The organism is Arthrobacter sp. NPDC089319, from assembly GCF_040684925.1.
Taxonomy (GTDB): Bacteria; Actinomycetota; Actinomycetes; order Actinomycetales; family Micrococcaceae; genus Crystallibacter.
In genome coordinates this window covers 1-15,518 of record NZ_JBFBGZ010000020.1, presented here as the reverse complement: position 1 = coordinate 15,518, position 15,518 = coordinate 1, and the positions used below count along the sequence as shown (strand labels likewise).

Annotated in this window: 14 protein-coding genes; 12 read left to right on the top strand and 2 right to left on the bottom strand. The window is 67.0% G+C overall.

Annotated elements, in window-relative coordinates; genetic code table 11:
- Positions 1-3: 3 nt before the first annotated feature.
- Entirely contained in the window at positions 4-1,056 is a 1,053-nt protein-coding gene (locus AB0N75_RS18305; RefSeq protein WP_364652370.1) for a DUF4439 domain-containing protein, read from the bottom strand.
- A gap of 128 nt (positions 1,057-1,184) precedes the next feature.
- On the opposite strand from AB0N75_RS18305, the gene rimP reads away from it, so the two are divergent.
- The 5 genes from rimP to rbfA all read left to right on the top strand — a co-directional run bounded on the left by rimP (position 1,185) and on the right by rbfA (position 6,771).
- Positions 1,185-1,799 carry a ribosome maturation factor RimP gene (gene rimP / locus AB0N75_RS18300; protein ID WP_364652369.1) on the top strand — a complete coding sequence of 205 codons (615 nt, stop codon included), beginning with the start codon at positions 1,185-1,187 and terminating at the stop codon, positions 1,797-1,799.
- A 1-nt stretch (position 1,800) separates the two neighbouring features.
- Entirely contained in the window at positions 1,801-2,784 is a 984-nt protein-coding gene (gene nusA / locus AB0N75_RS18295; RefSeq protein ID WP_364652368.1) for a transcription termination factor NusA, read from the top strand.
- Positions 2,785-2,890: 106 nt separating this feature from the next.
- Positions 2,891-3,220 carry a YlxR family protein gene (locus tag AB0N75_RS18290; RefSeq protein WP_364652367.1) on the top strand — a complete coding sequence of 110 codons (330 nt, stop codon included), beginning with the start codon at positions 2,891-2,893 and terminating at the stop codon, positions 3,218-3,220.
- Between the two features lie 162 nt (positions 3,221-3,382).
- Complete coding sequence (gene infB / locus AB0N75_RS18285) at positions 3,383-6,226, top strand: translation initiation factor IF-2 (RefSeq protein WP_364652366.1); 2,844 nt, start codon at positions 3,383-3,385, stop codon at positions 6,224-6,226.
- 83 nt (positions 6,227-6,309) lie between these two features.
- The gene (gene rbfA, locus AB0N75_RS18280; RefSeq protein ID WP_364652365.1) at positions 6,310-6,771 is read left to right on the top strand and encodes a 30S ribosome-binding factor RbfA; all 462 of its coding nucleotides are present in this window, start codon (positions 6,310-6,312) and stop codon (positions 6,769-6,771) included.
- Positions 6,772-6,852: 81 nt separating this feature from the next.
- Here rbfA and AB0N75_RS18275 read toward each other — a convergent pair whose 3' ends face one another.
- Positions 6,853-7,980 carry a ScyD/ScyE family protein gene (locus AB0N75_RS18275; protein ID WP_364652364.1) on the bottom strand — a complete coding sequence of 376 codons (1,128 nt, stop codon included), beginning with the start codon at positions 7,978-7,980 and terminating at the stop codon, positions 6,853-6,855.
- 253 nt (positions 7,981-8,233) lie between these two features.
- Between AB0N75_RS18275 and truB the strand changes: the two genes are divergently transcribed.
- From truB to AB0N75_RS18240, 7 genes are all read left to right on the top strand, one after another.
- On the top strand, positions 8,234-9,142 hold the full coding sequence (gene truB, locus AB0N75_RS18270) for a tRNA pseudouridine(55) synthase TruB (protein ID WP_364652363.1): 909 nt from the start codon (positions 8,234-8,236) through the stop codon (positions 9,140-9,142).
- Entirely contained in the window at positions 9,139-9,513 is a 375-nt protein-coding gene (locus tag AB0N75_RS18265) for a hypothetical protein (RefSeq protein WP_364652362.1), read from the top strand. Before truB ends, AB0N75_RS18265 begins: the two co-directional genes overlap by 4 nt.
- Positions 9,510-9,983: a hypothetical protein gene (locus AB0N75_RS18260; protein WP_364652361.1), complete on the top strand. Its 474-nt coding sequence runs from the start codon at positions 9,510-9,512 to the stop codon at positions 9,981-9,983. The genes AB0N75_RS18265 and AB0N75_RS18260 overlap by 4 nt, the downstream gene beginning before the upstream one ends.
- Positions 9,983-11,020 (top strand): bifunctional riboflavin kinase/FAD synthetase, encoded by a 1,038-nt coding sequence (locus AB0N75_RS18255; RefSeq protein ID WP_364652360.1) that lies wholly within the window; start codon positions 9,983-9,985, stop codon positions 11,018-11,020. Before AB0N75_RS18260 ends, AB0N75_RS18255 begins: the two co-directional genes overlap by 1 nt.
- A gap of 162 nt (positions 11,021-11,182) precedes the next feature.
- Entirely contained in the window at positions 11,183-11,452 is a 270-nt protein-coding gene (rpsO, locus tag AB0N75_RS18250; protein ID WP_127511731.1) for a 30S ribosomal protein S15, read from the top strand.
- 312 nt (positions 11,453-11,764) lie between these two features.
- On the top strand, positions 11,765-14,017 hold the full coding sequence (locus AB0N75_RS18245) for a polyribonucleotide nucleotidyltransferase (RefSeq protein WP_364652381.1): 2,253 nt from the start codon (positions 11,765-11,767) through the stop codon (positions 14,015-14,017).
- 35 nt (positions 14,018-14,052) lie between these two features.
- The gene (locus tag AB0N75_RS18240) at positions 14,053-15,393 is read left to right on the top strand and encodes a pitrilysin family protein (RefSeq protein WP_364652380.1); all 1,341 of its coding nucleotides are present in this window, start codon (positions 14,053-14,055) and stop codon (positions 15,391-15,393) included.
- Positions 15,394-15,518: the final 125 nt, after the last annotated feature.

Sequence of the window (15,518 nt, the reverse complement as noted above, 5' to 3'; positions counted from 1 at the left end):
CGTTCACGGGGCGGCGGAAGGGGCAGCCGGCAACTCGTCGTCCAGGCCCGGAGCCGGCGGCACCTCGCCGGTTGATTCCGCCAGGTCCGTGGTGGCCTCGGCGAGTCCGGCGACCGCGTGTTCCCGGACCGCCCCGTCGCTGAGCGAGACCAGATCGGCCAGTGGGGCCAGGGCGGCGTCCTCCGCATCTCGAAGTGCCGGAAGCGGGTCGCTGGCGAACTCGCTGCCCAGGGCGTAGACCGGTTCGGGCAACGGCAGGTCAAGGCACTCCGCCGCCGCCAGCGATCGCCAGTGTTCCGCCGACGCGGTATGGGCCGCCAGCCGGGCGGCGGCAGCCGTACGCTCCGCTCCGGCGAGGCGGGGCAACGCCGATTCGTAGGCGTAGACCAGACGTTCCTGGCTGAGTACGACGGCGGCGATGGCCTCCGCCGAGGTCGGCGGAGCGGGCGTTGCCTTCCCGCTTGCGTCATCTTCCGGGGCCGCCGCGGGACAACCGGCCGGCTCCAGCGGTATTTCCGGATCCTCCCACGGTTGGGCCACGTCGGTTCCGCCGGGCATCGTCTGCGCCTGGGCGTAGAGGGCGGAACCGATCGACGCGAGCAGCCGGGCGAGTCCAGGATCTGCCTCCCGGGCGTCGGCCAGCAGACCCCCGGCCAGTTCGACCAAGTCTTCGGCTCCGGGCTGCTGCGTCGCCGACGGTGCGCCCGAGTCTGCGGCTGCGGCAGTAGGATCCCCGGCGCCCCCGGCTGCCGGGGAACCCGAGGGCCAGGACGTGGTCAGCGTCAGCAGGTCGGCTTGGCTCTGGAGCAGGGCAGCGGTGGGGGAGCCGTCGCCGTCGTGCTCCGTAAAGGCGGCCGCCAGGCCCTCAAGTCCGGCCAGCGCGTCCACGCGCGCCTGCTCTGTGATGCTCGGCGGCGGCGTGGAAGCGGTGATGCTCGCCACCACGGTGCCGGTGCTGAGCACGATCGCCGCGGTGAGCACCAGCAGCGGCACCCGCCACCATCCCCGGGATGGCGTGGTTGGTCCGCCGTCCCGGCGCCTTGAAGTAGATCCCACAACTGACGATGATGTCACGGGTTTGGCGTCCGCTGCACGGCCGGGGGCGGCCGCTGGTGCAAGGGAGGGCACCAGTCGCGGTAAAGTCGCTAGTCTAGAAGTCAGACTCACCAGAACAGGGAGACAGCATGGCCCAGCGGCGCAATCACGGCGGCGTGCCCACTACCGGAGGGAAATCCGGTGCCGACACGTTCGCAGAGGCCGCACGCCTGAAAGAGCTGCTGGAACAGGCCGTGGCATCCCACGGATTGTTCCTCGAGGACGTGGAGATCCGGGTTGCCGGAGCTCTCCGGACCATTCACGTCATCGTTGACCTGCCTGAGGATCAGACCGGCGGCGTCGGGCTGGACGCTATCGCGGAAGTTTCGCAGACTCTCTCCAAGACCCTGGACGAGGACCCGCAGGATGACGGCCGGCCCTACAGCCTGGAGGTCTCATCGCCGGGCCTCAGCCGGCCGCTGACCCAGCCACGCCATTGGCGCCGTAACGTGGGCCGGCTGGTCAAGGTCAAGCTGGTGTCCGGTGACGACCTGACGGGCCGCGTGCTGGAGGTTGGCGCCGACGGTGTGACCATGCGGCCGGAAGAAGCGCCGAAAAAGGGCATGAAGCCCCGCCCCGGCGAACCGGTCCAGATGGAGTTTGCGAACATCCGCTCCGGCAAGGTGGAAGTGGAGTTTGCACGGTTGGACGAAGAAGTGGCGGCCGAGGCCAACGGCGAGCCGGCGAACGAGGAGGAGGCCTGAGATGGATATCGATATGAGCGCCCTGCGGCTGCTTGAGCGCGAACGCGAAATTCCGCTGGACCTGCTGATCCCCACGATCGAACAGGCACTGCTGGTGGCGTACCACAAGTCCCCGGGCTCGATCGAGCGGGCCCGAGCCGAGCTGGACCGGAAGAGCGGGCACGTCACCATTTGGGCGGCAGAGGTGGACGACGACGGCACCGTGGTCGGCGAGTTCGACGACACGCCCAGCGGGTTCGGCCGGATCGCCGCGAGCACAGCGCGCCAGATCATCCTGCAGCGCCTGCGCGACGCCGAGGACGACAACGTGCTGGGCGTTTTCCGCGGCAAGGAGGGCGAGCTGGTCTCCGGTTTGATCCAGCAGGGCCACAACCCGCATATGGTCCAGGTGGATCTGGGCACAGTGGAAGCATTGCTGCCGCCGCCCGAGCAGGTGCCGGGGGAGAGCTACCTGCACGGCACCCGGCTGCGGGCCTACGTGGTGGATGTGCACCGCGGCATGAAGGGCCCGTCGATCACGCTCTCCCGTTCGCACCCCGGATTGGTGCGCAAGCTCTTCGAACTTGAAGTTCCCGAGATCGCTGACAAGAGCGTGGAGATCGTTGCCCTCGCCCGCGAGGCCGGACACCGGACCAAGATCGCCGTCAAGGCCAATGTGCCCGGGCTGAATGCCAAAGGTGCCTGCATCGGCGAAATGGGTTCCCGCGTGCGCGCCGTGATGACCGAGCTGCACGACGAAAAGATCGACATTGTCGACTTTAGCGAGGATCCCGCGACGTTCATCGCCAGCGCGCTGTCGCCGTCGCGTGTCAGCTCCGTGACCATCACGGATGCCGAGAGCCGATCCGCCCGCGTAGTGGTGCCGGATTACCAACTCTCGCTGGCGATCGGCAAGGAAGGGCAGAACGCCCGGCTTGCCGCTAAACTGACTGGCTGGCGGATCGACATCGTGTCGGACGCTGCCACCGCCGAACAGCGGCGGTAGAGGCCAAGACCAACCAGGCCACGCGCCTGAAACACGCCCGGTTCGTTGGCCGGGCACTGGAAGCGGTAGAATATCCATGGCCGGGTTTCCCGACAGTCATAAACCCATGCAGGCGCGTGCCCACGAGGCCGCTGCGCCGCCGAAGCGGACCTGCATAGGCTGCCGGCGCCGGGAAGACCAGGCCGTTCTGCTGCGGTTGGCAGTCGAGGAAATCGGTGGCGTTGCCACCGTCGTCCTCGATCCTGTCCGCCGCAGGCCCGGACGCGGTGCCTGGATGCACCGCGAACCGGAATGTGTGGAGCTGGCAGTCAAGCGGCGTGCCTTCGGCAGGGCCTTCCGGGCCAATGTCGACAGCAGTGCCGTTGTAGATCAGCTCCGTGCTCACGACGAGGCCGCCACCACGGCCGGCCCTCGTCACCCCAACCGTCCAACCTGAAAGCGGGTCAGAAAACTGATGGAAACCCGATGAGTGCCAAGTGATGAGTACTTCATTGTGCTCCGCCCGCGGTATTTCAGCCGATTCTGCTGAAAGCCGCAGCAAGAATTAGACGGTTCGTGCCCGGCAGCCCTGCCTCGTGCGGACCGAGACAGGAGAAATGTGGCCAAGGTCCGCGTACACGAGCTGGCAAAAGAGCTCGGTATTACCTCGAAAGACGCAGTATCCAAACTGCAGGAACTGGGCGAATTCGTCCGGTCAGCCTCATCCACCATTGAGGCACCCGTCGTGAAGAAGCTTCGCGACGCCTTCCCCGCTGCCGCTCCGAAGAGCGAGCCGGCAGCCGCCCCCAAGGCAGCACCCAAGCCCGGCGCGAAGCCGGCTGCGAAGGCAGCACCGGAAGCCCCGGCGGCAGCGCCGACTCCCGCTGCTCCTGCAGCGTCGGCTCCGGCGGCACCCGCCCCGGCTCCGGCAGCTGAAGCAGCCAAGCCGGCACCGGCAGCTCCTGCTCCCGCAGCGGCTGAAGCTTCGGCGCCCGCTGAAGCTCCGGCAGCCAAGCCCGCGTCTGCGGCTCCGCGTCCCGGCGGCCCCGCACCTGCCCGTCCCGGTGCCCCGCGCCCAGGCGGTCCGCGTCCGGGCAACAACCCGTTTGCCACGTCGCAGGGCATGCCCCGCGGCGGCCGTGGCGGCGACCGCGATGCCGAGCGCGCACCGCGCCCGGGCAACAACCCGTTTGCAACCTCGCAGGGCATGCCGCGTCCGGGTGGGCCGCGTCCTGCTGCCGGCCAAGGCGGTCCGCGTCCGGCTGCACCCCGTCCCGGCGGTGCCGCACCTCGTCCGGGCGCACCGCGTCCGGGTGCACCCCGTCCGGGTGCTCCGCGTCCCGGTGGTGGACCCGGTGGTGCCCGTCCGACTCCCGGCATGATGCCTAACCGCACCGAGCGCCCGGCCCCGGCCGGCCGCGGTGGTGCTCCCGGCCGTCCGGGTGCCGGTGGGGCCCCGGGCCGTCCCGGTGCCGGTGGAGCGCCGGCCGGCGGCGGCTTCGGCAAGGGAGGCCGCGGTCGCGGCGGTACCCAGGGTGCCTTCGGCAAGGGAGGCGCCGGGCGCGGCAAGCAGCGCAAGTCGAAGCGCGCCAAGCGCCAGGAACTGGAGCAGATGAGCGCACCGTCGCTGGGCGGTGTCTCGGTACCCCGCGGCGACGGCAACACCGTTGTCCGGTTGCGCCGCGGCTCCTCCATCACCGATTTCGCCGACAAGATCGAGGCGAACCCGGCAGCGCTGGTCACCGTGCTGTTCCACCTGGGCGAAATGGCCACGGCCACGCAGTCCCTGGACGAAGACACCTTCGAACTGCTGGGCGTCGAACTGGGCTACAAGATCCAGGTTGTCTCCCCGGAGGACGAGGAGCGCGAGCTGCTTGACTCGTTCGACATCGACCTTGACGCAGAGCTTGAGGCCGAGGGTGAAGACGACCTGGAGAAGCGCCCGGCCGTTGTTACGGTCATGGGCCACGTCGACCACGGTAAGACCCGCCTGCTGGACGCCATCCGCAACACCCAGGTGGGTGAAGGCGAGCACGGCGGCATCACCCAGCACATCGGTGCCTACCAGATCGACTTCCAGCACGACGACCGTGATCGCAAGATCACCTTCATCGACACCCCGGGCCACGAGGCGTTCACCGCCATGCGTGCCCGCGGCGCGAAGGTCACCGACATCGCCATCCTGGTGGTGGCAGCGGACGACGGCGTCATGCCGCAGACCGTTGAAGCCCTGAACCATGCGCAGGCGGCCGGCGTGCCGATCGTCGTCGCGGTGAACAAGATCGACAAGGACGGCGCCAACCCGGAGAAGATCCGTGGCCAGCTGACCGAGTACGGCTTGGTTCCGGAGGAATACGGTGGCGACACCATGTTCGTTGACGTGTCGGCCCGCGAGAGCCTGCACATCGACGACCTGCTCTCGGCCGTGCTGCTGACCGCGGATGCCGCTCTGGACCTGCGGGCCAACCCGAACAAGGACGCCCGCGGTATCGCGATCGAAGCGAACCTGGACAAGGGCCGCGGCGCGGTGGCAACCGTGCTGGTCCAGTCCGGCACGCTGCAGGTGGGCGACGCGATCGTCGCCGGCAGCGCCCATGGCCGCGTGCGCGCCATGTTCGACGAGGACGGCGCATCGGTCACCGAGGCCGAGCCGTCGCGTCCGGTCCAGGTACTGGGCCTGTCCACGGTGCCCCGCGCCGGCGACACCTTCTTGGTGACCGACGACGAGCGCACCGCCCGCCAGATTGCCGAGAAGCGTGAAGCCGCGGACCGCAACGCCGCGCTGGCCAAGCGCCGCAAGCGCATCAGCCTGGAAGACTTCGACAAGGCTGTGGCGGAGGGCAAGGTCGACACCCTCAACCTCATCCTCAAGGGCGACGTGTCCGGTGCCGTGGAGGCACTGGAAGACTCGCTGCTCAAGATCGATGTGGGCGAGGATGTCCAACTGCGGGTTATCCACCGCGGCGTCGGCGCGATCACGCAGAACGACGTCAACCTGGCCACGGTGGACAACGCCATCATCATCGGCTTCAACGTCAAGCCTGCCGAGCGGGTGGCGGAACTGGCCGAGCGCGAAGGCGTGGACATGCGCTTCTACTCGGTCATCTACGCGGCCATCGATGACATTGAGCTGGCGCTCAAGGGCATGCTCAAGCCGGAGTACGAAGAGGCACAGCTCGGCACCGCCGAGATCCGCGAGATCTTCCGTTCCTCCAAGTTCGGAAACATCGCCGGCTCCATCGTCCGCTCGGGCACGATCCGCCGTAACTCCAAGGCACGGGTCACCCGCGACGGCAAGGTCATCGGTGACAACCTCACCGTCGACTCGCTCAAGCGGTTCAAGGACGACGCGACCGAGGTCCGCGAAGGATTCGAATGTGGTATCGGACTTGGGTCGTTCAACGACCTCAAGGAAGGCGACATCATCGAGACCTTCGAAATGCGCGAAAAGCCGCGCGTCTAGCAGCCGGCTTGCAGCGGGCGTCTGGTGGCATCGCCACCGGGCGCCCGTTGTGCCGCCATCATCACGAGAATTGAGGAGGGGTCATGGCAGACCCAGCACGCGCAGCCAAAATGGCCGACCGGATCAAGGTAGTAGTGGCCCAGGCGCTCGAGCGCCGGGTCAAGGATCCACGCCTCGGGTTTGTGACCATCACCGACGCCCGGGTGACCAACGACCTGCAGCATGCCACCGTCTACTACACGGTCTTCGGCACGGACGAAGAGCAGGACGGAACCCGCAAGGCGCTTGAATCCGCCAAGGGCGTCCTGCGGGCGGAAGTGGGCCGGAACATCACCGCCCGGCTGACGCCCACCCTGGAATTCGTCCCGGACGAAATCCCGGTGAACGCCAGCCATCTGGAGGAGCTGCTGCGGACCGCGAAGGCGAAGGATGCCGAGGTCGCAGCGATGGCCGAAGGAGCCGCCTTCGCCGGCGGTGAAGACCCGTACCGCAAGCCCGGTGACGAGGACGCGGACGAATCCGGCAGCGGGCCGCGTCCGGAGTAACCATCCACTGCACGACGACGGTGGGCCACCTGCCCTGCGCGGGTGGCCCACCGTCGTTTGATCTACCGATTTCCCCTGGCGTCAGCGCAGCCTGATCTTGATCAGCTTCCCGGAGGGCGGTGTCTGCCCGCTGAAGTCCGGCAACGCATGCGTCGTGGCGTAGAGCCGGTTGTCATGAATCTCCAGCGCACCGGGGGTGGTGGTCTCAAGGAACGTCCGCGCCTTGTGATTCCCCTTCTTCACCACGGAGATCTTGTTGCCGAACATCTCGGCCACATAGATGTCACCGCGTGAACTGACGGCCAGGTTCGTGGCGCCGGAGAAGCCGCTGGCCAACTGCACGACCTTGCCGGTCCCGGAATGAACCTTGAAGACCCGGCCCAGCGCACCGAGGCTGCCGTCTTCCGGGCCGCCCGGCAACGAGGTGACATACAACCAGCCGTGCTTGCCGAACTCCACATCGGTGGGCACCGGCTCCAGATAGTACCGCTCGCCCACCACGCAGTCCGGCAGGCCCATGCCCGCGGCCAGCACGGCGGTGACCCGGAAGGACGCCGCCGGCAGCACCGCCACGGTGCTGACCCGCTTGCTGCGCTTGTCCACCTTCAGGATCGCGTTGGCGCCGGCGTCGGCCACGTAGACGGTGCGCTTATCGGCGGCGGTTGCGTAGGCATGGGAGTCCACCTGTCCCTTGTACTTGGCCGGGATCCCAGCGGGAACCCGGTCCAGGCACTGTTGGTCCCGCACGTCGCGGAAACCGTAGGTGACCCGGCCGTCCGGATTCCGCTTGGCCTCATAGGCGGCCACGTCCGCGATCTTCCTCGGTGTGGCCTCGCGGTGGTTGTCCAGCGACTTGATCCACTGCACGTTCGGCAGCCCGTCCATCCCGCCGGCGCCGGTGCCTTCGGAAAAGTAGACGGTGTCTTTATACAGGGAGACGGCCCCCACTTCCGGGCCGCCGGAACTGTACAGCACCTTGGGATCGCCTTGGGACCGAACCTTGTTCAACAGCCCGGCGAAATTCTGGGTGACGAAGAGCCCCTGCCGCCCGGCGGCAAGGCTCAGCGGGGAAAGCAGGCCGTCGGCAAACGTGGTGGTCACCGGCGGCTTAGTACTGTTTCGGTCGGCGGATGATGCCGGTGCCAAGCCGGCGCCGAGCGATAAGCCAAGCACCAAGGGCAGGGCAAGATAGAGTTTGTGTTTTTTCACGGATGAGCTCCTGAAAGAAGCCGCGAAGCACCTCAAATGGTCTCGCAGATCGATGGAATGACTGGAGGTAAGCGCAAGTGATGCCGAAAAGGCGACTGTGCCCAGCCCGTTGACATTCCCCCTGCTGACGTTCCCCTCAGGCCGAGTGCGGCACGCAGTGAGCTCAAGCTAGTAGCGCCAGCAGGGGCTGTCAACGATTCATGCTTTAAGCCGGGGAACGGACCCGCACCCGGGACGCCATATACTGAAAGGCGTGACTTCTGGCCTGCTCCGCTCCGGACTGATACTTGTCGACAAGCCGCAGGGGTGGACCAGCCACGATGTGGTTGGCCGCATGCGCAGGCTGGCCGGAACCCGAAAAGTCGGCCACGCCGGCACCCTGGACCCGATGGCCACCGGCGTCCTGGTGGTAGGGGTCAACAAGGCAACCCGGCTGCTGACCTACATTGTCGGTGCCACTAAGACCTACGACGCGACCATCCGCCTGGGCCAGTCGACGGTGACTGACGACGCCGAGGGCGATGTCACGGCGGAAACCATCGCCGCGGCCGTCACGGAACAACAAATACGCGAAGGCGTTGCCGCACTGACCGGCGACATCCAGCAGGTGCCGAGCAGCGTCTCGGCCATCAAGGTCAACGGCCAGCGGTCCTATGCGCGCGTCCGGTCCGGCCAGGAGGTGTCGTTGCCCGCCCGGCCGGTCACCATCCTCCGGTTTGAGGTCCACGGCATTAGGCGGGAGCGCGGCGGCAAGGTGCAGGACATCGACGTGACCGTGGAATGTTCGTCCGGGACTTACATCCGCGCCCTGGCCCGCGATCTGGGGCAGGGGCTGGGCGTGGGCGGGCACTTGACCGCGCTGCGCCGGACCCGGGTGGGGCCGTTCCGGATCGAAGACGCGGCTACGCTGGAACAACTGGCCGAAAACCTGCAGCTGACGGCTTTGGATGAGGCCGCCAGAGTGTTGTTCCCGGCCCGCGAACTCAATGCCGCGGAAGCCGATGATGTCTCCCACGGCCGGCGGATTCCGGCCGGGGGAGAAGCGGGCGCCACCGCGGCGTTCGCCCCGGACGGGTCACTGGTGGCACTGCTGGAAGACACCGATTCGCAGGCCAAGCCGCTGCTGGTGTTCGCACCGGGAAACGAGGCGACCGACAAATGATCGTCGACGGATTCTTCATCGCGGGCGCGGTGATCACGCTGCTTGCTGCCATCATTTGCGTGGTCGCGGCCGCCCTGAAACACGGGCCGAATGACATTACGATTCTCTCGCTGGCCGCCGTGGAGCTGTTTCTGCTGGTCTACGCCGTAGCCGGCATCGTCAGGCAGGTGTCCGGAGAGGCCGTTGCCGGGGAGGCCTGGGAGTTCTGGGGTTATCTGATCACGGCGCTGCTGGTGCCGGTGGCGGCCTTCTGGTGGTCAATCACCGACCGCAGCCGGTGGAGCAACCTGGTACTGGGCGCCGCCGCCGTAACCGTCTTCGTGATGCTGGTAAGAATGGAACAGATTTGGGACGGAGCAATCGCCGCATGAAAACCGGCCGTAAACAACAGCCAGCTCAGCGGGCCCAGGACACGAACGAGGTGGCACGCCGGGCCACCGGTTTCGGCCGCCTGCTCGTGGCGGTCTACGGCGTCTTCGCGCTGTCCGCGACCGCACGGGCTGGCTACCAGATCGCCACCAAGTTCAACGAAGCACCGGTGGCCTACATGCTCTCCGCCTTCGCCGCCGTCGTCTACATCCTGGCGACCATTACGCTGGCCAAGTCCGGAATCCGCTCCTACTGGCTGTCCGTGGCCGCCGTAGGCATCGAACTCCTCGGCGTCGTCGCCGTGGGACTCCTCAGCCTACTGGACCCGGAACTGCTTCCGCAGGACACTGTGTGGTCCGGCTTCGGCCAAGGCTACGGTTACGTTCCGCTGGTACTTCCGGTGGTCGGCCTCTGGTGGCTCTGGCGGCACCGGCCAGCCGCCGGGCAGAAGCCGTCGGAAGATCGTCCATAATGGAAGGGGCCCGGCGCGGGGCCGCAACCGCTCAAGGCCCAATCAACGAGGAGTTCACTGTGCACTACTGGAAAGACCTGGCCGACGTACCCCGTGGCTTTGGTCCATCAGTGGTGACACTGGGCAACTTCGACGGCGTGCACCGCGGCCACCAGCAGGTGCTGCGCCGCCTGGTCGAGACGGCTGCCGCCCGCGAGGCGCAGGCCGTGGCCATTTCCTTCGATCCGCATCCCTCGCAAGTGCACCGGCCGGACGCAGCCCCGCAGCTGATCATGGGCCTGGAAGACAGGGTCGAGGCCCTGGCGGCCAGCGGACTGGATGGGCTCCTGATGATGACCTACACGCTGGAGTTGGCCGGCGAAACACCCGAGCAGTTCGTCCGCAATGTCTTCGTGGAAACCCTTGGCGCAACGGCCGTCGTGATCGGACACGATACGCGCTTCGGCAAGAACAACGCGGGCGATGTGACCACCATGCAGGAACTCGGGCGCCAGTTCGGCTTCGCCGTCGAGGTCGTCGACGAATACGAAGCCGAAGCCGATGCAGACGGCGGCGCCGACGGCAGCCGGCGCTGTTCCTCGTCCTGGGTGCGCGAGGCGCTGGCGGCCGGTGACGTGGCCATGGCGGCCGAAGTGCTCGGGCGGACCCACCGGATGCGCGGCGAAGTGGTGCACGGCGACGCCCGCGGCCGCGAACTCGGCTTTCCCACCGCTAACCTGTCCAAGCACTCGTCCGGACTGATCCCGGCCGACGGCGTGTACGCCGGCTGGCTGGTGGACCAGCGCGGTACCAGATGGCCCGCCGCCATTTCGGTGGGCTCAAACCCCACCTTCGAAGGGGCCAGCCGCCGGGTAGAGGCGCACGTCATCGACCGGCCGCAGGGGAGCACCGATGACTTCGATCTGTACGGCCAGCAGGTAGTGGTCGAGTTCGTGCAGCGGCTGCGCGGTATGGTGGCCTACACCGGCCCCGAGGCGTTGATCGCCCAAATGCACGACGATGTGGCACGCACCCGCAGCCTGCTTTCGACAGACTGAGTCCGCAACAGGTAAACTTGCCGGTGGATTCGGCTGCGGTCCGTGGCGGCTGTATCCCTCTGTGCTCGGCTTCCGGCAGTCTCTGGCTACCGGCGGACAGTACGGAGCCCCCGGCAGCGAAGCGCTGACTCGGGCCTCACGGCACAACTTCTAGGAGTTATTGTGGCATTAGACGCCGCGCTCAAGCAGGAAATCATCAAGGAATACGCCACGCACGAGGGCGACACGGGTTCCCCCGAGGTACAGATCGCTGTTCTGTCCCGTCGCATCTCCGACCTGACCGAACACCTGAAGATGCACAAGCACGACCACCACACCCGCCGCGGCCTGATGGCCCTGGTCGGCCGGCGCCGTCGTATGCTCACCTACCTGCGTGAAACCGACATCACGCGCTACCGTACGCTCATCGAGCGCCTCGGCCTGCGCCGCTAGTCGGCGAAGGAGGCGGCTCTTCCGTTCATCGCCACAGGGAACAGAAGAGCCGCCTTTTTCCTACCTCGCCCTTTCGGGTGCGGCAGGAGACGGCCGGCGGGAAACCGCCGGGCGATAACTACATCAACTGGAGACTTCCGGTATCGCGGCATTCGCGGTCCTCGGTAGTGGCTTCCGGGACGCCCCCTTGGACGGCCCGTAGGTCTCGATCGAAGACCGGGTGGCGTACAGGCAGGCTGGCCGAGAAGCGGCCTGCTTCTCTGGGCAGATACCGGCGGCCTCCGCACACTCGAAGAAACGGAGGTGACTCTCTTGGAGGGTCCCGAAATTCAGTTCTCAGAAGCGGTCATTGATAACGGCCGCTTCGGCCAGCGCGTGATCCGGTTCGAAACCGGTCGCGTTGCCCAGCAGGCAGCCGGCTCGGCGATGGTCTACATCGACGAAGACACCGCCCTGCTCTCCGCCACGACGGCGGGCAAGTCCCCGCGCGAAGGCTTCGACTTCTTCCCGCTGACCGTCGATGTGGAAGAGCGCATGTATGCCGCCGGCCGCATCCCGGGTTCGTTCTTCCGCCGCGAAGGCCGCCCGTCCACGGAAGCTATCCTGGCCTGCCGCCTGATGGACCGTCCGCTGCGCCCGGCCTTCGTCAAGGGGCTGCGCAACGAGGTCCAGATCGTGGTCACCGTACTGGCGATCAACCCGGACGTGCTCTACGACGTGGTGGCAATCAACGCCTCGTCCATGTCCACCCAGCTCTCCGGCCTGCCTTTCTCCGGCCCGATCGGCGGTGTCCGCGTGGCACTGGTGGACGGCCAGTGGGTGGCCTTCCCGAAGCACTCCGAGCTGGAACGCGCCGTGTTCAGCATGGTTGTGGCCGGCCGCATTGCCGGCGGTGCCGACGGCGATGACATTGCGATCATGATGGTCGAGGCCGAGGCAACCGACAACGCCTGGAACCTGATCAAGGAAGAGGGCGCCACCGCCCCCACCGAAGAGGTTGTGGCCGAGGGCCTGGAAGCGGCCAAGCCGTTCATCCGGGCGCTCTGCGACGCACAGGCTGACCTGGCCGCACGGGCCGCCAAGCCCACCGTCGAGTTCCCGATCTTCCGGGACTACGAGGACGACGCCTTCGCCGCCGTCGAGTCCGCCGCCGCTGCCAAGCTGACCGAGATCTTCTCGATCGCCGACAAGCAGGAGCGCAACGACGCCGCCGACGCCTTCAAGGCCGAGGTCGTAGCACAGCTCGCCGGCACCGAATCCGCTGAGTTCGCCGGCCGGGAGAAGGAAATCTCCGCAGCCTTCAACTCGGTGACCAAGAAGGTAGTGCGCCAGCGCATCCTGACGGACCAGGTCCGCATCGACGGCCGCGGCCTCAGCGATATCCGCAAGCTCACCGCTGAAGTGGAAGTCCTGCCCCGCGTCCACGGTTCGGCCATCTTCGAGCGCGGCGAAACCCAAATCCTGGGCGTCACCACGCTGAACATGCTGAAGATGGAACAGCAGATCGATTCGCTCTCGCCGGTCACCCGCAAGCGCTACATGCACAACTACAACTTCCCGCCGTACTCGACCGGTGAGACCGGCCGGGTTGGCTCGCCCAAGCGCCGCGAAATCGGCCACGGCGCGCTGGCCGAGCGGGCACTCGTGCCGGTGCTGCCGTCGCGCGAGGAGTTCCCGTACGCCATCCGCCAGGTCTCGGAAGCCCTCAGCTCCAACGGCTCCACCTCGATGGGCTCGGTCTGCGCCTCCACGCTGTCCATGCTCAACGCCGGTGTGCCGCTGAAGGCTCCGGTGGCCGGCATCGCCATGGGCCTGGTCTCCGACCAGGTGGACGGCGAGACCCGCTACGCCGCGCTGACTGACATCCTGGGCGCCGAGGATGCGTTCGGCGACATGGACTTCAAGGTCGCAGGTACCTCGGAGTTCGTCACGGCCATCCAGCTGGACACCAAGCTCGACGGAATCCCGGCCTCGGTGCTGGCCGCCGCGCTGAAGCAGGCCCGCGAGGCCCGGCTGCACATCCTCGGCGTGATCAACGCCGCCATCGACCAGCCGGACGAAATGAGCGAATTCGCCCCGCGGATCATCTCGGTCAAGATTCCGGTTGACAAGATCGGCGAGGTCATCGGCCCCAAGGGCAAGATGATCAACCAGATCCAGGAGGACACCGGCGCGGACATCTCCATCGAAGATGACGGCACGGTGCTGATCGGCGCCACCGACGGTACGGCCGCCGAAGCAGCGCGCGCGGCAGTGAACGCGATCGCCAACCCGCAGATCCCCGAGGTGGGCGAGCGGTACCTGGGTACGGTCGTAAAGACCACCACCTTCGGTGCCTTCGTGTCGCTGACCCCGGGCAAGGACGGGCTGCTGCACATCTCCGAACTGCGCAAGCTGGCCGGTGGCAAGCGTGTGGACAACGTCGACGACGTGGTGTCGGTGGGCCAGAAGGTCCAGGTCGAGATCACCAAGATCGACGACCGCGGCAAGCTGTCGCTGGCTCCGGTAGTCGCTGACGAGGCTGCCGCTGAAGAAGCTGTAGCCGAAGAGGCCTCGGCCGAATAAAGATGACCGTCGTCGCCCTGCCGCTGGTCGGCAGCATGCAGCATGCCGATGCCACCGAGCTCGGTGGGTCGGACCCCACGCTGATCCACGGGGAACCGGGCGGTGCCATAGTGCGCCGCTCGGTGCTGCCCGGGGGAGTGCGGGTCCTGACCGAGGCCATGCCCGGCCAGCGGTCGGCGACGATTGGCTTCTGGGTTGGTGTTGGCTCGCGGGATGAAGCCGCGGGCCAACACGGCTCGACCCACTTCCTGGAGCACCTGCTCTTCAAGGGCACCAAACGCCGGACCGCACTGGACATCGCTTCCGCCTTCGACGAAGTCGGCGGCGAATCGAATGCGGCCACGGCCAAGGAAAGTACCTGCTACTACGCCCGGGTCCTCGATTCCGACCTGCCGATGGCCATTGACGTCATCGCCGACATGATCACGTCGGCGGTCCTGGACCCGCAGGAACTCGAGCAGGAACGCGGAGTCATCCTCGAAGAGATCGCCATGGACAATGACGATCCCGCGGATGTGTGCCACGAAAAATTCGTTGAAGCAGTGCTCGGCGGGCATCCGCTAGGCCGGCCTATCGGCGGCACCCCCGAGGCGATCAAGGCCGTGGCCCGGGACTCGGTCCTCTCCCATTACCAGCGCTACTACCGGCCCGACGAGCTCGTGGTGACCGCCGCCGGCGGGTTGGACCACGACACGGTGTGCACCCTGGTGCTCGCCGCGTTGGAATCTGCCGGCTGGCATCTTGAGGCCGGCGCGGTGCCGGTGCCTCGCCGCCAGACGGCCGCCGCGGCGGTGGCCCCGGTCGCCGGCACCTTTGTGCACCGCCGTCCGGTGGAACAGGCGAACATCGTGATGGGCTGCCCGTCCATCAACGCCACCGATGAACGCCGCTTCGTCATGAGCGTGTTGAACGCGGTGCTGGGCGGCGGCATGTCCTCCCGGTTGTTCCAGGAGATCCGGGAGAAGCGCGGGCTGGCCTACGCCACCTATTCCTTCTCCGGCGCGTACGCCGACGCCGGCTACTTCGGGATGTATGCCGGGTGTTCACCGGCCAAGACCGGCCAGGTCATCGACCTGCTCGGTTCCGAACTGGACCGGCTCGCGGCAGACGGCATTACCGCGGACGAACTGCGCCGCGCCGTCGGACAGCTCTCCGGAGGCATTGTGATGGCGCTGGAAGACAGCGGCTCCAGGATGTCCCGGCTGGGCCGCGCCGAGCTGGTGTCCGGGGAGTTCCTGGATATCGACGAGTCGCTCGCGCGGATCAAGGCGGTCACGGTTGATCAGGTCCGGGAGCTCGCCGCCGAATTGGCAGCGGCACCCCGCGTCGTCACCGTCGTCGGGCCGTTCGACTCTGCGGCAGACTTCGGCAAATAGGCGGGGCGGCGCGGCCCGTGTCGCTGCCCGCTAGCTGTACTGCGACAGGACGTTGGTTACACGGTGAAAGGGTGAAGACCTCTAAGGTTGGTGGTTTACCACAACTGCCAACTGAATCTAAGAGG